Genomic DNA, 18532 nt, shown 5'->3' with positions numbered 1-18532 from the left:
TAATTATAAACCATGACATTGGAAAACGAGCATCTCCGACTGCGGAAGTGCTCGTTTTTTTCTATTCTGAAGCTAGTTTTTGCCCAGCCTCTTTTTTTATCATGACTGATAATCGCCACCATCAACATGATAATACTCTTCAAGAGTTAAACCTGAATTATAAATATCAGTAGCCTCTTCACCAATATAGCGAACATGCCAAGTCTCTGCCATATAACCTGTGACAGACTCCTTATTCTTTAGATATCTCACTACAAAACCATATTTATGGGCATTATCAGCTAACCAGGCAACTGCATCACTTTCTTCCAATAGATTTCCTGAAGAATCGATAAGATCAAAAGCAAGTCCTGTCTGATGTTCACTGTAACCTGGACGAGCAGAATAACGATCAGCATTTGTCTGACCATCAGATGCAACATAATTATTATAGAGATTAGTTTGTGTTTCGTAACTTCTAAAGCCACTGTAAGAATCACTTATGCCAAATCCCTTAGCTCTCATTGCAGAAACTAGCTCTTGAAATGCTACTAGTGCTTGACTATCATCACCTGGAGCATAGGAAGACGAAATTGGGTGTTTTTTATTAACAATAATAACCGGACCATACTTTCCATCAACATAATAGCATGAACCATTATAGTGAGCATCTGAAACTTCGATATCAGTATTTGAACTGCTGGCCTGACTTTCTGATGACGAAGATTCCTGACTTGTAGCTTCTGTTGTTGACACCTTACTACTAGACTGGCTTGTTTTCTCTTGGCTACTTGATGAACTAGCCACCTCACTTTGTTTCTTAGTTTGACTACAGGCTGCTAATACAACAAGCAATATTAAACAGAAGATAGTCCTAAATAATTTTTTCATATTATCTCCTAGAACTCACTGACATTATAAATAAGATATGATGAGCCATTTGGTCTTAATCTAAAGACTTGATTTTTTTCAACCGTATCAGATTTACCGTTCATGTAAACTTCTCGATATTTATTGTGAACAGTAACCACAAAATCACTACCTTCTGTAGTTACATTTGTAACAGTATAATCTAAGGTTGTTTGATAGTCTATATTTAGTGGTTTAACTTGATTCTCAATATAATTGACATAGGTTGCATAAACTGCACTGCTAGTATCAAAATAAGATGAGAATTGTACAGTTCGACTTGATACTGATGATCTCATAGATGAGATATAGTTGGTCATAAATGTTTGGATATTCGTTTTCTGTTGTGCTGCTGCTTTTTCGGCTTCAGCTTGAGCCTGTTTTTCAGCCTGCGCTTGGGCTTCTTTTGCTTCCTTAGCCTTTTTAGCCTCATCAATACGTTTTTCAATATCAGAAGAAATCGCTAAATTAATCGTGATACTTGTCTCATCTGGCGTCACATTCTGAATAACTTTTTCAGTTGTGTAGGTTGTTCCTTCATACACAAATGTTGCATAAACTGAGATTTCTTGGTTATCCATCAACTGTAATTCTTTACTTAAACCTGATGCAATTTCCTTTCCATTGGCAATCAATTTAATATCAGAAACCTGAGGAAGATCAGAAGGCAAGCTGGCATTGATTTTATATTTATTTGAAGCTAGAGATAAGGTGATTTCATTATTCTCAGCCTTCGAAAGATCCGTTGACGCATTAGTTGTTAAGTCACCCAAATCTGTTTTACCAGTCACCTTGTAAGTTTGAGAAATGAACTTCGTTTCCCCAAGAGAAACAACCTGATCTTTAGCAATTTTCTTACCATCCACAGTAACATCTGCCAAATTCGTTTTAGCAGATACTGAGATTGGATAAGTTACCATGTGATATTCTGGAAAAATGCCTAGTAATTTACCACTTTCTTCCATTCCCAAAAGCTTATTACCGTTAGCATCATTATAAACACTTTTACCATTTGACTCGGCAATCGCATCTAGCTGCTTCTCAATATCAATATTTTCTTCCTTTAAGTAATTGATAAAATCTTTAGCTTCATCCTTTGTCCACTGACTTGTTTTAGTAGATAAAAGACTAGCAATTTGATCGTAATCATTAATTGAAACAGCATCTACAAATTCTTCTGCCAAAACATCTGGTCCCGTGATTGATTGACAATAATAATATCCAGCCCCCAAGCCAATTAGGGCCACTACAGCAGCACCAATACCAAATCGTTTCCACTTTTGAGCTTTTGTTAAAGGAGTTTTAACCTTTATTGGGGCTGCTTCAACAATAGGAGTTGTGACAGGTATATCTTCCACCTTTTCAACTTCAACTTGCTCATTTGGACTTTTATCTATTTGACCCGCAATTTCTTTAATCTTCTTAAAATCAAAATCACTAGCCTTTGCTGCCATAAATTCTTCTGGAGTTGCCTGTCTTCCAACTACATCTTTGAAGAGCGCAGCCCACTTCTGTTGTTTATCCATAAATCTACCCTAAATCCTTTAATAACCAAAACCACCGTAAATGCTATTATCGACAACATTTGAAAATTGTCCCATAACACTATTGAAAATCATTTCACCTGCAATTGCTCCGCCAATCATCATAAAGATAACAACGATAACAGCATAAGCAACACAAGCAATCATGTACTTATAGAAAAGATCCAATGAGGAATTATTTTTAGCATGAAAAAGTGTATAACTTGATGCAGCAACAAAAACAAAGTAACTAGCTGCAATCAACAAAAATGCTAAAGTATTCACATTAATAAATGCAAACACAGTGGCTAAAGCTGTAAAGAGAAGGTTTAACGATAGGAGGCGACCAAACCATTCAAAACTAGCTCCTAGTGTAAAGGATTCTTCTCTGTATACCAAACGTTTGACAACAAAACCACCAAAAATAAATGAAAAGTAAACAAAAGCAAGACCGACAAAAACACTAATAAAACCTGAAAAATCCATAATTCCAGCTTTAATAAAAGCTGCTGAAAAAGCAAGTGTCGAAAAGAAAGCTAATAACCCAAATGCTGTTAGACCATTATATTTATGACTTACTTGTTCCAAAGTAGGATTCTTCCATGAAGCCACTAACCAATTCCAAAATTGTTTCCAAAAAATTGTAAATGGTGAAGGGGCTGCTACTTGTTGAATCACAACTGTTTGACTATTATTTGAATCAACTAAAGGAGCTTGGCTTGTGCTCTCCTTACTTTCTACTGCTGTCTTTTCTACAACTTGCTCTTCTTCACCTTCTTCAGTAAAGTCTCCATTTAGCTTAGCTTTATCAATTTCAGCCTGTTCGGGACTTCTTCCATTAACAGCCTCAAAATAATCTAACCAATCTTGCTTTTTCATCCAAATTTCCTCATTTCATAAAATTTTCTTACTATTTAAGTTTACAGCTTTTTATTAGATTTTTCAAGTTATTTAAGAAAGATTTTATTGATTTAAATAGAATATATGAAAAGTATTGGTATAACAATTATAGTCAATATTAATATTTCTATCATTTTAGTTGATGATAAAAGAAAAAGCTGAGATAGTTTGTTACAACCTCTCAGCATAAATGTTATTTTCATTTTGTCGCCTCATAATATGGCATGACAAGTTCAATACCTGCAAGGATTTCCTCAACAAGTAGCTTCCTGTCTGTATCAGCTTGAACTGGGATATCATATTTGAGGAGGACTTTACGGACCTCTCCATCTGCTAAAGCCTTCTGTAATCTCAGTCGATTATCTTCACTACCTTCTTGACGATGACTAAGGCCATCTACCTGCACAAAATAATAGAGTGGCTCTGCTATTGGAAGGTCTAAAATTTTAGACTGTTTAGCAAGAGTTTCAGCTGATTTTTTGCGTTCAACAAAGCTCACTTCAACAGAAATACCAAAATGATCCTTTTCACCATACAAACGAATGGCAATTCCGACCTCATCTGGATGACTTCCTTCCTCCATAAAATAGCACCAAAAATGAGGACGAGCAATCTGAGCCTGATTTGCCCAGTTGCTGACACGAGTCATCTCAAAACCGGCAAATGCTTGATTGACTTCCTTAGACAGCTCTTGCATTTCTTTTCTAGCAGCCTGACCAAGAGACTTTAAGTCCTCCATAGTCTCTTTTTCAGGTCCAGCTTTCTCTGGTTTTATGTATTTAAAGCCTTGGCAGGCAAGGTAATCGTTAATTGCACTAAACATCTTATTCCTCCATTTTAAAGGTCATTTGGACTGGATTATGGTCACTGGAAACAAAGTGATTATCCTTGGTTTCAATCGCTAATTCTTCGATATTATCGGACACCAAGAAGCCATCTATGATTCCTGTTACTGATTGCCCCTCTTGATAGGGCTCATCCAAGGTTCTAGCTGTTGCAGCATTCTGAGCAGCTACCACGCGCAAGCCTTGGGGTAAATCTTCTGTCGGAAAAGCCTTCATCCAGGTTAATTCCTCATGACTCTCACCTGCAAGCGTATGGTTGAAATCGCCTCCGCAGATAATATAATTTCCCTGATCAATCTCAGACTTCAACTGATTAAATAAGGTATCAAGCTGCGCTTTTTGAATTGTTTGGTCATCCATATAGGCAGAAAGATGAACATTTACAATAACTAAAGCTCTGCCATTTTCCAAAGTAAAACGATTGAGGGAAAAAGCACGATCCAAATCGAAAAACTTTTTATAGTTAGTCTCAATCGGCAACTGATAGCGTGTGCTGTCTTCCCAATCAAATTTAGAAAGAGTTAACAGTCCAGAAGTCGCCTGACCGATAGGATTGGTCACAGGATAAAAGAGATAGGAGGAATCGTAGTTTTGGGTAAAGAGACTAGACTGATCCTTGAAAGCCTCCTGAAAATAAGAAACCTCATTAACCCGACGAGAACGATCACCTTTTTTATCTACCTCCTGTAAAAGCGTAAAATCGCTGTCCAGAGACTCCAACAAGTTAACATCTTCCTGAAGATTGTCCAAGACATTCTGACGGCTCCTAGCTCTAACCTCACTACCACCATCCATAAAGAAGGTGTAGTCTGCAGGATAAGAGCCATAACCAATATTAAAACTTGTTATCGTATAAGAACGATTCAGCGATAGCTGACTCTCTATAGCAACATGATTGACCTTCTGGCTTAGCTTATCAGGTAAACGATGATAATCAGCAAACAAGTAAAGCAAATAGCCAGCCACTATCAGCAACAAAAGAGACAGACATACTAAAACATAAGTAATAATCTTTTTCATAAATGTATTCTAGCAAAAGTCTAGAAAGAAAAAAAGACCCTAGGGTCTTTCAATCAATATTTTCTAAAGCGTTGATAACGAGCTTCTAAAAGATCATCAAGACTTAGTTGAGATAGACTGTCAATCTCTTCAATAAGAGAAGTTTTGAGATTCTCTAAAATCTCACTTGAAAAATAGCCATGCTCTGGAATCACCTTATCAACGATGCCCATATTAAGCAGTTCACCTGCTGTAATCTTCATCAATTCTGCAGCTTCAGTAGCACGACTACCATCCTTCCAAAGGATAGAAGCAAAGCCTTCTGGACTCAAAATCGCATACATGGTATGTTCAAGCATCCAGACCTTATCAGCCACACCCAGCGCAAGCGCTCCACCAGAACCACCTTCACCGATGATAATAGCGATGATAGGCACTTTGAGGTCACTCATTTCCATGAGATTTTTTGCAATAGCTTCGCCCTGACCACGTTCCTCAGCACCTACACCTGGATAAGCACCTGCTGTATTGATAAAGGTAATCACAGGACGACCGAACTTCTCAGCCTGTTTCATGAGACGGAGTGCCTTACGATAACCTTCTGGATTAGGTTGTCCAAAGTTACGATCTAGGTTATCCTGAAGATTTTTACCTTTTTGAATACCAATAACGGTCACAGGACGACCATTCAAGCGAGCAATCCCACCAATAATGGCTCCATCATCCGCAAAATGACGATCCCCATGCAATTCCATAAAGTCATCAAAGAGGCTTTCAGCATAGTCCAAACTCGTCAAACGACCTTGGTCACGTGCTTCTTTTAAAATTCTAGCGACATTACTACTCATTTATGACCTCCATGAAAGGCAACCAAGTTACCAATAGTATCACGCAAATCCATACGCTTAACAATTGCATCAACAAAACCATGTTCCAAAAGAAACTCAGCTTTTTGGAAATCATCTGGAAGGTTCTCACGAACAGTCGTCTCAATAACACGACGTCCAGCAAATCCAATCAAGGTCTGTGGTTCAGCCAAGATAATATCACCTTCCATAGCAAAGCTGGCTGTCACACCACCAGTCGTTGGATCTGTAAGAACAGTCAGGTAAAAGAGCCCAGCATTAGAATGACGTTTGACAGCCGCAGAGATTTTGGCCATCTGCATCAAACTCATGATCCCTTCTTGCATACGAGCACCACCAGATGCTGTAAAGATAACAACAGGTAGTTTCTCATCGATAGCTAATTCAAAGAGACGTGTGATTTTCTCACCAACAACAGTCCCCATAGAAGCCATAATGAAGTTGGAGTCCATGATAGCAAGGGCAACCTTAGTCCCTTTGATGCTAGCAGTACCTGTCAAAACAGCCTCATCAAGACCTGTTTTTTCACGCGCTAGCTCAATCTTCTCTTTATAACCTGGGAAGTTCAAAGGATCACTTGTCTCAATTCCTATAAACAATTCAGCGAAGCTATTCTCATCAATAGTGAGAGCTAAGCGCTCTTTAGCTGAAATACGGAAATTATAAGAACAAGCTGGACAAATTTTAGCAGGTCCTAAATCTTTTTGATAGATCACATGTTTACATGCAGGACATTTGGCAAAGAGTTCGTCTGGAACTTCTGGTGTCTCACGCTCAACTCGTGATCGAATGGAACGATTAGGGTTGATACGGATATACTTTTCTTTTTTTCCAAATAAAGCCATAAACGCTCCTATTCTTCAGTCTTCTGGTAGGCTGGTAAGAAGGTCTCCATTAAGAAGGATGTATCATAATCCCCAGCAATAACATTCTGGTCTGAAATAAGATCCAATTGGAACTCAGTATTGGTCACAACACCTTCAATCTCCAATTCATAGAGAGCACGTTGCATCTTCATTAGAGCATCAAAACGATTCTCTCCATGAACGATAACCTTAGCAATCATTGAATCGTAGTAAGGCGGAATAGTGTAGCCATTGTAAACAGCTGAATCCACACGCAAACCAACACCACCACTTGGGAGATAGAGATCTGTAATCTTACCTGGACATGGGGCAAAGTTGAACTTAGGATTTTCAGCATTGATACGGCATTCAATGGCATGACCTGTAAATTGAATATCTTCTTGAGAGACTGATAATTCTTGACCAGCTGCGATGCGAATCTGCTCACGAACAATATCAACACCTGTAACAAATTCAGTAACAGGATGCTCAACTTGAACACGTGTATTCATTTCCATAAAGTAGAACTGACCACTTGCTTCATCAAGAAGGAATTCAATTGTTCCAGCGTTTTCGTAAGAGACTGCCTTAGCAGCTCTGACTGCCGCATCCCCCATTTTCTGACGAAGAGTTGAGCCAATCGCAATAGATGGACTCTCTTCTAGCACCTTCTGGTTGTTACGCTGGAGGGAACAATCACGCTCACCCAAGTGAACAATATTTCCAAAAGAATCGCCAAGAATTTGTACTTCAATGTGACGAGCAGGGTAAATGACCTTCTCGATATACATTGCTCCATTACCAAAGGCAGCAAGAGCCTCTTGTGATGCAGATTCAAAGGCAGGCGCAAGCTCTTCCTTGCTCTTAACCTTACGAATCCCTTTACCACCACCACCAGCTGATGCCTTGAGCATTACGGGATAACCAAGACCTTCTGCAACCTCAAGAGCCTCATCAGCAGTATAAACCTCACCATCAGAACCTGGAATAACAGGAACCTGAGCTTTAATCATCTCCGCACGAGCATTGATTTTATCTCCCATCTTATCCATAACAGAGCCAGCAGGTCCGATGAATTTGATGTTGAGTTCCTCACACATGGTAGCAAACTTAGAGTTTTCACTCAAGAAACCAAATCCTGGGTGAATGGCTTGCGCTCCAGTCACAATAGCTGCTGAAAGCACCGCATTCATATTAAGGTAAGATTCTGTTGATCTAGCTGGACCGATACAGATAGCCTCGTCAGCAAGATTGGTATGAAGGGCATCCTTATCAGCTTCCGAATAGACGGCAACTGTGGAAATCCCCAATTCACGCGCCGCACGAATAATACGCACCGCAATTTCACCACGATTGGCGATTAATAATTTTTTAAACATATCTATCGTTTTTCTCCTATTCGGGAGTTCTTAATGTGAAAATAGCTGAGCTGAGCCCAGACTATCTTTTCACTCAGTACTTAGTTACCAATGGCAAATGTTAAGACACCACTAGCAGCAAGCTTGCCGTCAACTTCTGCTTTTGCTTCCACAACAGCAATCGTTCCACGACGTTTAACAAATTTAGCCGTCATCACAAGCTGGTCACCTGGAACAACTTGTTTTTTAAATTTAACCTTGTCCATTCCTGCGTAAAAGACCAATTTCCCTTTGTTCTCTTCTTTTGAGAGTTCAAGGACACCAGCAGTTTGCGCAAGAGCTTCCATAATCAAGACACCTGGCATAACAGGGTATTGAGGAAAATGCCCTTGGAAGAATGGCTCGTTAATAGTTACATTTTTGATGGCAACAATTTCATCTTCAGAAGTTTCTAAGACACGGTCAACCAAGAGAAATGGGTAACGGTGTGGCAAAGCTTCTTTAATTTGATTGATATCGATTGTCATTTGATACGTACCAAACCTTTCCCGAATTCAACCACATCTTCATTAGCTACCAAGATTTCAGTCACAACACCATCTTTTGGTGCAGGAACTTCATTCATAACTTTCATAGCTTCGATGATAAGGAGTGTTTGACCCTTCTTAACAGAATCGCCGACTGAAACAAAGGCAGGTTTATCTGGAGCTGGTGACAAGTAAGCCACACCAACAAGTGGACTCTCAACAATGTCACCCTCAGCTGCTGAAACAGCTGGAGCAACCTCAGCACTTACAGGTGCTTCTGTTACTGCAGGTGCAGCTTGAGGAGCTTCAACTGAACTCGCTGCTTTTACTGGACTTACTGGACTTACTGGAGCAGCTTGAGGAGTTGCTGCAAGACCTGCTTCATTTTTTGAGAAAGCAAGTTCAACATCCCCTGTGCGATATGAAAATTCGCGTAGACTTGAACCATCAAATTGGCTCATCAAGTCTTTAATTTCAGAGATATTCATGCTTAAGCCTCCCAACGTTTAAAGGCAAGAACAGCATTGTGACCACCAAATCCAAAGGTATTTGAGATAGCATAGTCAACTTGAGCTTCTTGACCTTGTCCGTAGATGACGTTTGCTTCGATGTAGTCTGACAACTCTTTCGTTCCTGCAGTCATTGGGATATAGCTGTTACGCATTGCTTCAATAGTTGCAATAGCTTCAACTGCTCCAGCGGCACCAAGAAGGTGACCTGTAAATGATTTAGTTGATGAGACAGGAACTTCTTTACCAAGAACAGCAACGATAGCTTGACTTTCACCTTTTTCATTGGCTTGTGTTGATGTTCCGTGAGCATTAACATAGTCAACGTCACTTGGTTCAATACCAGCTTCATTAAGAGCAAGTTTAATAGCCTTAGCCGCACCTGATCCGTCAGGAGTTGGTGTTGTCATGTGGTAGGCATCACAGTTTGAACCATATCCAACAATCTCAGCCAAGATAGTTGCACCACGTTTTTGGGCATGCTCAAGACTCTCGATAACAAGGACACCAGCACCTTCACCCATGACAAAACCGTTACGGTCTTTATCAAATGGAATAGCAGAGCGGGCTGGATCTTCCGTTGTTGAAAGAGCTGTAAGAGCGTTGAAACCACCGATACCAATTTTAGTGATTGATGCTTCTGAACCACCAGCCAAGATAACATCGTGGAAACCGTATTTAATTTCACGGAAAGCTTCACCGATAGCATCATTGGCAGAAGCACAAGCAGTAGTCACTGACTTACAAACACCTTGTGCACCAATTTTAAGAGCAATATTACCAGCACCCATATTTGAAAGAGCTTTAGGAATGAACATTGGTTTGATACGTTTCATACCTTTATCATTCATACGGATAATTTGGTCTTCAAGTTCTTGCAAACCACCGATACCAGATGACACGATAACCCCTGTACGATCACGATCAACAGTTTCCATGTCCAAGTTAGCATTTTCAAGGGCTTCCATAGCAGCATAGATAGCATAGAGTGAGTATGTGTCCATGCGGTTTGTATCTTTTTTGACAAAGTATTTATCAAATGGGAAATCTTGAATTTCACCTGCATTGAAAACAGGAATTTCTGATGGATCAAATTTTGTAATTGGTTTGATACCAATTTTTCCATCATGAAGGCTGTTCCAGAATTCTTCTGGTGTATTTCCGATTGGTGACGTCACTCCATAACCAGTAACAACAACACGATTTGTAGACATAAGCTTTCTCCTTTGTCTGCTTTTTTATTTTCTAAACGATTTTGACTTCTTAAACGATTAACCATTCATGGTCATACCACCATCAATGGCGATAACTTGACCAGTTAGGTATTCTTGGCTTGCTAGAAAGACAGTAACATCTGCTACTTGCTCAGGCTGACCAAAGGCTTTCATTGGAATTTGCACAAGCATGGCATCCTTCATCTTTTCTGGGATAGCATCAGTCATGTCTGACTCGATAAAACCAGGTGCAATAGCATTGACACGAACGCCACGCGCAGCCACTTCACGAGCAACTGACTTAGTAAATCCAATCAAACCTGCCTTAGATGCCGCATAGTTGGCCTGTCCTACATTTCCCACAAGACCAACGACTGAAGACATGTTAATGATAGCTCCTTGGCGTGCCTTAGACATTGGCTTTAAAACAGCCTGCGTCATGTTGAAGGCCCCTGTAAGATTGATTTTAAGCACTGACTCAAAATCTTCTTCAGTCATTTTAAGCATGAGCTTATCATTCGTAATTCCAGCATTATTGACTAGCACATCGATGCTTCCTAGAGCCTCAGTCGCCTCAGCAACCATACGTTTGGCATCCTGACTATCTGAAATATCACCACTGATAGCAAGTACAGTCACACCATAGTCTTTAAAGCTATCCAAAAGCTCTTGAGAAATAGCAGAGCGACCATTCAAAACGACGTTGGCACCTAGACTAGCAAATTTATGAGCGATAGCAAGACCAATTCCACGAGTTGATCCTGTGACAAAAACATTTTTTGATTTAAGTTCCATAGTTTTTCTTATTCTCCAAGAAATTCTTCAAGACTAGCTTGATTATCAATAGAAGCAACTGGAATCGTCTTGTCAATCTTCTTCAAGAAGCCTGCCAAAACTTTACCAGGACCTACTTCAACGACTTGGTCAATACCAAATTCCTTAATGACCTCAATAGAGTCATAGAAACGTACTGGCTCCATAACTTGACGAGCAAGAAGTGATTTAATCTCAGAAGCCTGCATAATCTTAGCTTCTGTATTACCAACAAGTGGTAATTTAAAATCATTGAAGCTAACCTTCTCTAATTCCGCTGCCAACTTTTCACTCGCAGAAGTCAAAAGAGCTGTGTGGAAAGGACCTGAAACATTAAGAGGAATCAGACGTTTAGCACCTGCTTCTTTGAGTAACTCAACAGCATAGTTAACAGCCTCAACTTCTCCGCCGATAACAATTTGTCCTGGTGTATTATAGTTTGCAGGTGTCACGAAACCCTTGACAGAAGCCTGTTTACAGATATCTTCAATCAAGCTAGCCTCTGTATTCATGACAGCAACCATCTTCCCACTACCAGCAGGGGCGGCCGTTTCCATAAATTCACCACGTTTAGCAACCAAAGCCACGGCATCTTCAAAAGAAAGAGCACCAGCAGCAACAAGGGCAGAGTATTCACCCAATGAGAGACCTGCCACAATATCAGGAGTTACACCTTTTTCCTCCAAGAGGCGATGGATAGCAACTGATGTTGTTAAAATAGCCGGCTGCGTATAACGCGTTTGATTGAGTTTTTCTTCATCATTATCAATCAATTCACGCAAATCATAGCCCAAAATAGCACTAGCGGTATCGAATGTCTCTTTAACAATCGGATACTGTTCAACCAAATCACTAGCCATACTCAATTTCTGAGCGCCTTGACCAGCAAATAAGAATGCTCGTTTTGTCATGTCAATCCTCTACTTTTATTAATTTAGTCAGCCCAACGTTTAGCTTCTTCAAGAATAACTGCTTTTGCACCATTGTAAAGATCTTCAAGAATTTCTTGACAAGTCTCTTCTTTACGAACCAGACCAGCAATTTGACCAGCCATAACTGATCCATTTTGAACATCACCATCTACAACAGCATTACGGAGGGCACCAGCACCAAGTTCTTCAATTTCTTCCGCTGATTTTTTACCCGCCAAGAAATCTTTTTCAGCTTGATTGTAAGCAGTTGCCAATTTATTTTTGATAGCACGAACAGGGTGTCCAACTACTGACGCAGAAACAACTGTATCAATATCTTTAGCTTTCAAAATTTTATCTTTAAAGTTTTGGTGAGCATTTGATTCTTTAGCAACAACAAAACGTGTTCCTACTTGAATAGCTTCTGCTCCCAACATAAAGACGGCTGCTGCACCACGACCATCAGCTACACCACCAGCACCAATAACTGGGATATCAACTGCATCAACAACTTGACGAACAAGTGTCATTGTTGTCAATTTACCGATGTGTCCACCAGCTTCCATACCTTCAGCGATAACAGCATCTGCTCCAAGTTTCTCCATACGTTTAGCAAGTGCAACAGATGGCACAACTGGAATAACTGTAATTCCTGCTTCATGGAAACGCTCCATGTATTTACCAGGGTTACCTGCTCCTGTTGTAACAACTTTAACACCTTCTTCGATAACAAGGTCAACAATATCATCTGCAAATGGAGACAAAAGCATGATATTGACACCAAATGGTTTATCTGTGATTGATTTTACTTTATCAATATTTGCTTTAACAACTTCTTTGGGTGCATTACCACCACCGATGATTCCAAGACCACCAGCATTAGATACAGCACCAGCCAAATCACCATCAGCAACCCAAGCCATACCACCTTGGAAAATAGGGTATTTAATGCCCAAAAGTTCTGTAATTCTCGATTTCATTTCAAAAGCTTTCTTCTATTTTGTTAAGTAACACTATTAATCTGACAAGTAATTTGAAACTCAAACTACCAAAATAAACAAGAGAGAATATTCCAAATGAATACTCTCTATGTCACAATTATTTTGTTTTTTCTTCAACGTAAGCAACAAGATCGCCTACAGTGTTAAGTCCTTCTTCAGTTTCGATTTGAATATCAAATTCATCTTCGATTTCTGAGATAACTTGGAATACATCCAATGAATCAGCATCAAGCTCATCGAAAGTAGTTTCCAATTTCACTTCTTCTGCTTCTTTACCGAGTTCTTCAACGATGATGTCTTGTACTTTTTCAAATACTGCCATGATTAATGTCTCCTTAAATATATAAATAAATTTTTATAAAAGTGCTAATGCACAGTGTATAACTAGATTTTAACAATTAGAGTTCCCCAAGTCAAACCTCCACCAAAACCTGATAGAAGAACTGTCTGGCTGCCATCTAATTTAATAATTCCCTTATCAACTGATTCTGATAATAGAATTGGAATACTTGCTGCACTGGTATTACCAAAGTGCATCATGTTGGCTAGAAACTTCTCTCTATCAACATTGATTTTCTTTGCCATTTTATCTAAAATACGGATATTTGCTTGATGAAGCAAGAAATAATCAGGCTCTTCAACTTCCTCCAAAATAGCTTTAATACTACTTGAGACAGTTCTAACTGTAAAGTCAAAGATTGAACGCCCATCCATTTGTAAAAATGGATTTACTTCTTCATTATTATCCGCAAATGGCGATGTTACACGCGTCTTACCAGACTCAAGTCCACCCTTGCTACCATCTGTATTTAGAGATTCTGCTAAAAAGTGCTGTTGATCACTTGTCTCAAGTAAAACACCACCAGCTCCATCACCAAATAAGACAGCTGTACTGCGATCAGACCAATCAAGAGTCTTAGAAAGCACTTCTGCTCCGATAACAATACCCTTTTTGTAAGAGCCTGAGAGAATAAACTTCTCAGCTGTAGCTAAGGCAAAAACAAAACCACTGCATGCCGCAGTCACATCATAGGCAAAAGCATGACTAGCACCAATATTTCCCTGCACACGAGCTGCAGTAGAAGGCATAGACGAATCAGGAGAAATCGTTGCCACAATCACAAAATCCAACTCCTCAGCTGAAATACCAGCTTTTTGAATTAAGGATTCCGCTACCTTAGTTGCAAGATCACTTGTATTCTCATCCTTAGAAATATGACGCTGGCGAATCCCAGTACGACTGGAAATCCACTCATCACTTGTGTCCATAATTTGAGCAAGATCATTGTTTGTTACGACCTGTTCTGGAGCATAATGTGCAACCTGGCTAATTTTTGCATAAACCATTATTTTAACTCCTCAAGAAAAGTATGTAAGTTAACAAGTCCCTTTTTCATGACACGTGCCTCATCCTCATCGAATCCTTCAATGATACGTTCAACCATTGATTTATGGAAACGCTGGTGAAGACGATAAACCAATCTTCCCTTCTGTGTTAAAGAGAGATGGACAACACGACGGTCAATATTCGAGCGTGTTCGAATAATATAACCTTTTTGTTCAAGTTTATTCAAGCTGGTTGTTACGGTACCTAATGTCACCATTAGGGCTTTGGCAACCTCGCTAGGTGTTATATTTGGACTTTTACCAATCTCATCAATGGTATGCATTTCTTTAATTGATACATCGCTAAAACGACTAACCTTCAAACTGTTTTCTTCGATAATAAGAACATTATTGAAGATATCAACTAAATAATCATTAACTTGTGAATCTTCCAAATTGACACTCCTTTCAATAAACTTTGACAGTCAAATTATATCAAACATCAAAAATTTATGCAAGTAAAAATTTAATTTAAAACTTACTTCCCTGTAAATTTAGGACGACGACGTTCTGAAAAGGCACGAACTCCCTCTTTAAAGTCTTCTTTAAATGCAAGCTCTTCCTGTAGTTCCAACTCTAACTTCGTATAATCTTCCCAACCTGCAAACGATGATTGCCATACCATCTCTTTAATTGCTCGGTAAGAATTGATAGAACCTCTCAAAAGACGTTTAATTAATTGGCTTGTTGTACGTTCCAACTTTTCTGATTCGCAGAGACGATAAACGATACCATAATCCAAGGCTTTTTCTGCAGTCAATCCTTCTCCTGTCATAGCAAGTTGAGTTGCTCTTGTAACACCAACTGCTCTTGACATCAAGAAGATACCACCCGCATCAGGTGCTAATCCAACTCCTACAAATGCTTGGATAAACTTAGTCTTATCACTTGCAATAACAAAATCAGCTGCGACAGCCATGTTGGCTGCAGCTCCTGCTACTGCTCCATCAACACTCATAATAACTGGCTTAGGCAATTTCTTCATAGCAAAAGAAATCTTATTTACAAGATCTGCAATGAGTACTAATGATTGTACATCATCAGCGTCTACCGCACGTTGCATTTCAACCAAGTCACCACCAACAGAGAAAACGGATCCCTCAGCATTAATAAGAAGGATCTTAACCGCCTCATTTTTCTCAGCCAAAGCTATCGCTTCTAAAATTTCCTGAGACATTGGAATATTAAATCCATTTGAAACATCTGGACGATTTAAGGTCAAAGTAGCAACATCATCAGCAACACTATATTTAATCGTTTCGAAAGTCATTTTCGAACCCCCAGTCAGTTATAATTTCACATTTTAATAATTTGATATTCAAACTATATTACTTAATCAGTCTAACACAATAAAAAAAAATTCTCAACCGTAAATGTTAGAATTTTTTAATTTTATATTTCCAATAATAAGAACTAGTAAACTATTTTTCTAAAATATGTTGGCAGATATCGTCTAGACTAAGAAAAAGCTGGCTTGCTTTAGATTGATCCATTCCGAACTTTTGATCCTTAATTCCCCAGACTTCGATACCTGCTGAAACACCAGCCTGGATCCCTTTTTCACTATCTTCTATAATAAGTAATTCAGATTTTTCTAGATTTAACTGACGAGCTGCCTCAAGATAAATTGCTGGATTAGGTTTACTTTCCTCAAATTCCTCACCCGAAAGAATAACCTGAAAGTAATCTTCTAAATCATTTTCTCGTAATGCACGCAAAATATCTGCTTTTACAGAACTTGAAGCTAAACCGAAAACATATCCTTCTTTTTTTAGCATTTCAAGACATTCTTTGACATCTGAAAAAATCAGATCCTTATAGGGAAGTGGATGATCCTTCTTATACTGATTATAACCTTCCTGCAATGCTGAGATATCCCACTTTTCATAATCATCACGAAGAATATTCTGCCAAACCTGCTTCATATTACCACCAATAAAAAAGGATGGAGGAAGGTGTTTAATCGAAATTCCCTTCTCATTTAGAAATCTTTCTCGGCGTTCATAATAAAATGTTTCCGTGTCAAAAAGCACACCATCCATGTCAAAAATTATTCCTTTTAAAGTCATCATCCACTCCATCATTATTATCTTACTAATATTTTATAATAATTTCCTATATTATGGCAAACAAAGACTATGTAGAAAGCAAATCACATAAAGTTAATGACGAATTGTCTGAATTTTGATATAATTTACTTATCATATTATTTTTGGAGAACCAAATGAAAGTTATTAAGTTTGGCGGAAGCTCTCTTGCCTCTGCAACACAATTAAAAAAAGTCCTCGATATTGTCAAATCTGATTCAGAACGCCGTTTCGTTGTTGTATCAGCACCTGGAAAACGCAACGCTGAAGACAATAAAGTTACTGATGCTTTGATTAAATACTATAAAAATTACACAAACGGTGAAAATGTCACTCTTGATCAAGAATGGATTATTAACCGTTATCAAGCTATGGTAGACGAACTTGGATTGACATCAAATGTCATTGAAAAAATTGCAGCAGCAATTACTGAACTTGCTACTTTACCAATTGATGGAAATGACTTCCTATATGATACTTTCCTCGCTGCCGGTGAAGACAATAATGCAAAACTTATTGCTGAATTTTTCCGTAAAAACGGAATTGCAGCACGTTATGTTCATCCAAAAGAAGCTGGAATTATTGTCAGCAGTGAACCAGGAAATGCCCGTATTCTTCCATCTAGTTATGATAAACTTGAAGAACTTCGTGATAGCGATGAAGTCCTTGTTATTCCTGGTTTCTTTGGTGTTACTGCCCAAGGTCAAATCTGTACATTCTCACGTGGTGGGTCTGATATTTCAGGTTCAATTGTAGCTGCCGGAGTAAAAGCTGATCTCTATGAAAACTTTACTGACGTTGATGGTATCTTTGCAGCTCATCCAGGAGTCGTAGAAAATCCACATTCAATTGTGGAATTAACTTATAAAGAGATGCGTGAACTTGCTTACGCAGGTTTCTCTGTACTTCACGACGAAGCTTTGCTTCCTGCATACCGCGGTAAAATTCCACTTGTCATCAAGAATACAAATAATCCTGAGCATCCAGGAACACGAATTTCTTTGGAACACAGCGGTGCAGCAGTTCCTGTTGTAGGTATTGCTGCAGATGACAAGTTTGCATCAATCAATATGACCAAATACCTCATGAACCGTGAAGTTGGATTTGGCCGTAAAGTCCTACAAATCCTTGAAGAACTTAACATTCGTTGGGAACATATGCCATCAGGAATTGATGATCTTTCAATCATTATCCGCGAAAGAGAGTTAACCCCAATCAAAGAACAAGAAATCATTTCTTACTTGACACGTGAACTCGGTGTTGACGAAGTAGAAATCGAACACAATCTTTCAATTATCATGATTGTCGGAGAAAACATGAAAGATCATATTGGAGTCACTGCAACAGCAACACGTGCACTCTCAGACAATCACATTAACCTAGAAATGATCTCACAGGGTTCAAGTGAAGTATCAGTCATGTTCGTTATTAAAACTGAACAAGAAAAAGAGGCCGTAAAAGCCCTCTACAACGCATTTTTCTCAACAAATGACTAAAAAATAACTACAATTACTTAAAATATCAAAAAGCTTTGTAATTTCCGTAGTAGGTGGAACTGCTACAAAATTACAAAGCTTTTTTGTATATAAAAAAAACTCCCAAAAAAGTTTCAAATACTATCGTAAGTTTGATTAAAGAGACTTGCATCTTAATTCAAACAAGCTTTAGTCTAAAATTGTAGGTTTTTCCCCAGTAGGCATAGGAATACTTTATAATCCATATTTTCTTTGAAACCACCGGTCAATTCTGGATTCCTCTCTTTACTGGCTCTATAATTTCTGTAGTGGGTAAATCCACCAAGGAGATTGTAGGGCTTTTTGAATGTAGAAAAAAAGTCCCACATGACTTATAATGAAAAGC

The 18532-nt window shown here is 38.7% G+C and carries 20 protein-coding genes; 1 reads left to right on the top strand and 19 read right to left on the bottom strand.

From position 1 onward, the window contains the following. Positions 1 to 99 precede the first annotated feature (99 nt). The 19 genes from ldcB to JOC28_RS08530 form a co-directional block, all read right to left on the bottom strand. Positions 100 to 870, bottom strand: coding sequence for an LD-carboxypeptidase LdcB/DacB (gene ldcB, locus JOC28_RS08620; RefSeq protein ID WP_205010290.1), 771 nt, complete (start codon positions 868 to 870; stop codon positions 100 to 102). Between the two features lie 8 nt (positions 871 to 878). Then, positions 879 to 2414 carry a TcaA second domain-containing protein gene (locus tag JOC28_RS08615; RefSeq protein ID WP_205010289.1) on the bottom strand — a complete coding sequence of 512 codons (1536 nt, stop codon included), beginning with the start codon at positions 2412 to 2414 and terminating at the stop codon, positions 879 to 881. 18 nt (positions 2415 to 2432) lie between these two features. Then, positions 2433 to 3290, bottom strand: a complete 858-nt coding sequence (locus JOC28_RS08610; RefSeq protein ID WP_205010288.1) for a DUF6574 domain-containing protein — start codon at positions 3288 to 3290, stop codon at positions 2433 to 2435. A 220-nt stretch (positions 3291 to 3510) separates the two neighbouring features. Next, a complete protein-coding gene (locus JOC28_RS08605) occupies positions 3511 to 4134 on the bottom strand; it encodes a ribonuclease P (RefSeq protein ID WP_205010287.1) in 624 nt (207 codons plus the stop codon). A gap of 1 nt (position 4135) precedes the next feature. Continuing rightward, the gene (locus JOC28_RS08600) at positions 4136 to 5176 is read right to left on the bottom strand and encodes an endonuclease/exonuclease/phosphatase family protein (RefSeq protein ID WP_205010286.1); all 1041 of its coding nucleotides are present in this window, start codon (positions 5174 to 5176) and stop codon (positions 4136 to 4138) included. 53 nt (positions 5177 to 5229) lie between these two features. Next, positions 5230 to 6003: an acetyl-CoA carboxylase carboxyl transferase subunit alpha gene (locus JOC28_RS08595; RefSeq protein WP_205010285.1), complete on the bottom strand. Its 774-nt coding sequence runs from the start codon at positions 6001 to 6003 to the stop codon at positions 5230 to 5232. Continuing rightward, positions 6000 to 6866 carry an acetyl-CoA carboxylase, carboxyltransferase subunit beta gene (gene accD, locus JOC28_RS08590; protein WP_205010284.1) on the bottom strand — a complete coding sequence of 289 codons (867 nt, stop codon included), beginning with the start codon at positions 6864 to 6866 and terminating at the stop codon, positions 6000 to 6002. Before accD ends, JOC28_RS08595 begins: the two co-directional genes overlap by 4 nt. A gap of 8 nt (positions 6867 to 6874) precedes the next feature. Beyond that, positions 6875 to 8245 (bottom strand): acetyl-CoA carboxylase biotin carboxylase subunit, encoded by a 1371-nt coding sequence (locus JOC28_RS08585; RefSeq protein ID WP_205010283.1) that lies wholly within the window; start codon positions 8243 to 8245, stop codon positions 6875 to 6877. Positions 8246 to 8325: 80 nt separating this feature from the next. Continuing rightward, positions 8326 to 8751, bottom strand: a complete 426-nt coding sequence (gene fabZ, locus JOC28_RS08580) for a 3-hydroxyacyl-ACP dehydratase FabZ (protein ID WP_205010282.1) — start codon at positions 8749 to 8751, stop codon at positions 8326 to 8328. Continuing rightward, on the bottom strand, positions 8748 to 9239 hold the full coding sequence (accB, locus tag JOC28_RS08575) for an acetyl-CoA carboxylase biotin carboxyl carrier protein (RefSeq protein WP_205010281.1): 492 nt from the start codon (positions 9237 to 9239) through the stop codon (positions 8748 to 8750). The genes fabZ and accB overlap by 4 nt, the downstream gene beginning before the upstream one ends. 2 nt (positions 9240 to 9241) lie before the next feature. Next, on the bottom strand, positions 9242 to 10474 hold the full coding sequence (fabF, locus tag JOC28_RS08570) for a beta-ketoacyl-ACP synthase II (protein WP_205010280.1): 1233 nt from the start codon (positions 10472 to 10474) through the stop codon (positions 9242 to 9244). A gap of 57 nt (positions 10475 to 10531) precedes the next feature. Further along, a complete protein-coding gene (gene fabG, locus JOC28_RS08565; protein ID WP_205010279.1) occupies positions 10532 to 11269 on the bottom strand; it encodes a 3-oxoacyl-[acyl-carrier-protein] reductase in 738 nt (245 codons plus the stop codon). A gap of 8 nt (positions 11270 to 11277) precedes the next feature. Beyond that, positions 11278 to 12198, bottom strand: coding sequence for an ACP S-malonyltransferase (gene fabD, locus JOC28_RS08560; protein WP_205010278.1), 921 nt, complete (start codon positions 12196 to 12198; stop codon positions 11278 to 11280). 23 nt (positions 12199 to 12221) lie between these two features. Continuing rightward, positions 12222 to 13178 carry an enoyl-[acyl-carrier-protein] reductase FabK gene (gene fabK, locus JOC28_RS08555; RefSeq protein WP_205010277.1) on the bottom strand — a complete coding sequence of 319 codons (957 nt, stop codon included), beginning with the start codon at positions 13176 to 13178 and terminating at the stop codon, positions 12222 to 12224. 118 nt (positions 13179 to 13296) lie between these two features. Continuing rightward, on the bottom strand, positions 13297 to 13521 hold the full coding sequence (locus JOC28_RS08550) for an acyl carrier protein (RefSeq protein ID WP_205010276.1): 225 nt from the start codon (positions 13519 to 13521) through the stop codon (positions 13297 to 13299). 62 nt (positions 13522 to 13583) lie between these two features. Continuing rightward, positions 13584 to 14546 (bottom strand): beta-ketoacyl-ACP synthase III, encoded by a 963-nt coding sequence (locus JOC28_RS08545; RefSeq protein ID WP_205010275.1) that lies wholly within the window; start codon positions 14544 to 14546, stop codon positions 13584 to 13586. Continuing rightward, the gene (gene fabT / locus JOC28_RS08540) at positions 14546 to 14980 is read right to left on the bottom strand and encodes a fatty acid biosynthesis transcriptional regulator FabT (RefSeq protein WP_205010274.1); all 435 of its coding nucleotides are present in this window, start codon (positions 14978 to 14980) and stop codon (positions 14546 to 14548) included. Before fabT ends, JOC28_RS08545 begins: the two co-directional genes overlap by 1 nt. Positions 14981 to 15063: 83 nt before the next feature. Then, entirely contained in the window at positions 15064 to 15855 is a 792-nt protein-coding gene (locus tag JOC28_RS08535; RefSeq protein WP_205010273.1) for an enoyl-CoA hydratase, read from the bottom strand. A gap of 151 nt (positions 15856 to 16006) precedes the next feature. Next, the gene (locus tag JOC28_RS08530; protein ID WP_205010291.1) at positions 16007 to 16654 is read right to left on the bottom strand and encodes an HAD family hydrolase; all 648 of its coding nucleotides are present in this window, start codon (positions 16652 to 16654) and stop codon (positions 16007 to 16009) included. Between the two features lie 155 nt (positions 16655 to 16809). Between JOC28_RS08530 and JOC28_RS08525 the strand changes: the two genes are divergently transcribed. After that, positions 16810 to 18168: an aspartate kinase gene (locus tag JOC28_RS08525; protein WP_205010272.1), complete on the top strand. Its 1359-nt coding sequence runs from the start codon at positions 16810 to 16812 to the stop codon at positions 18166 to 18168. Positions 18169 to 18532: the final 364 nt, after the last annotated feature.

The organism is Streptococcus loxodontisalivarius (assembly GCF_016908645.1).
GTDB classification, from domain to species: Bacteria; Bacillota; Bacilli; order Lactobacillales; family Streptococcaceae; genus Streptococcus; species Streptococcus loxodontisalivarius.
Note: the sequence above shows the minus strand (reverse complement) of the source record. Positions and strands in the feature narration are given on the sequence as shown.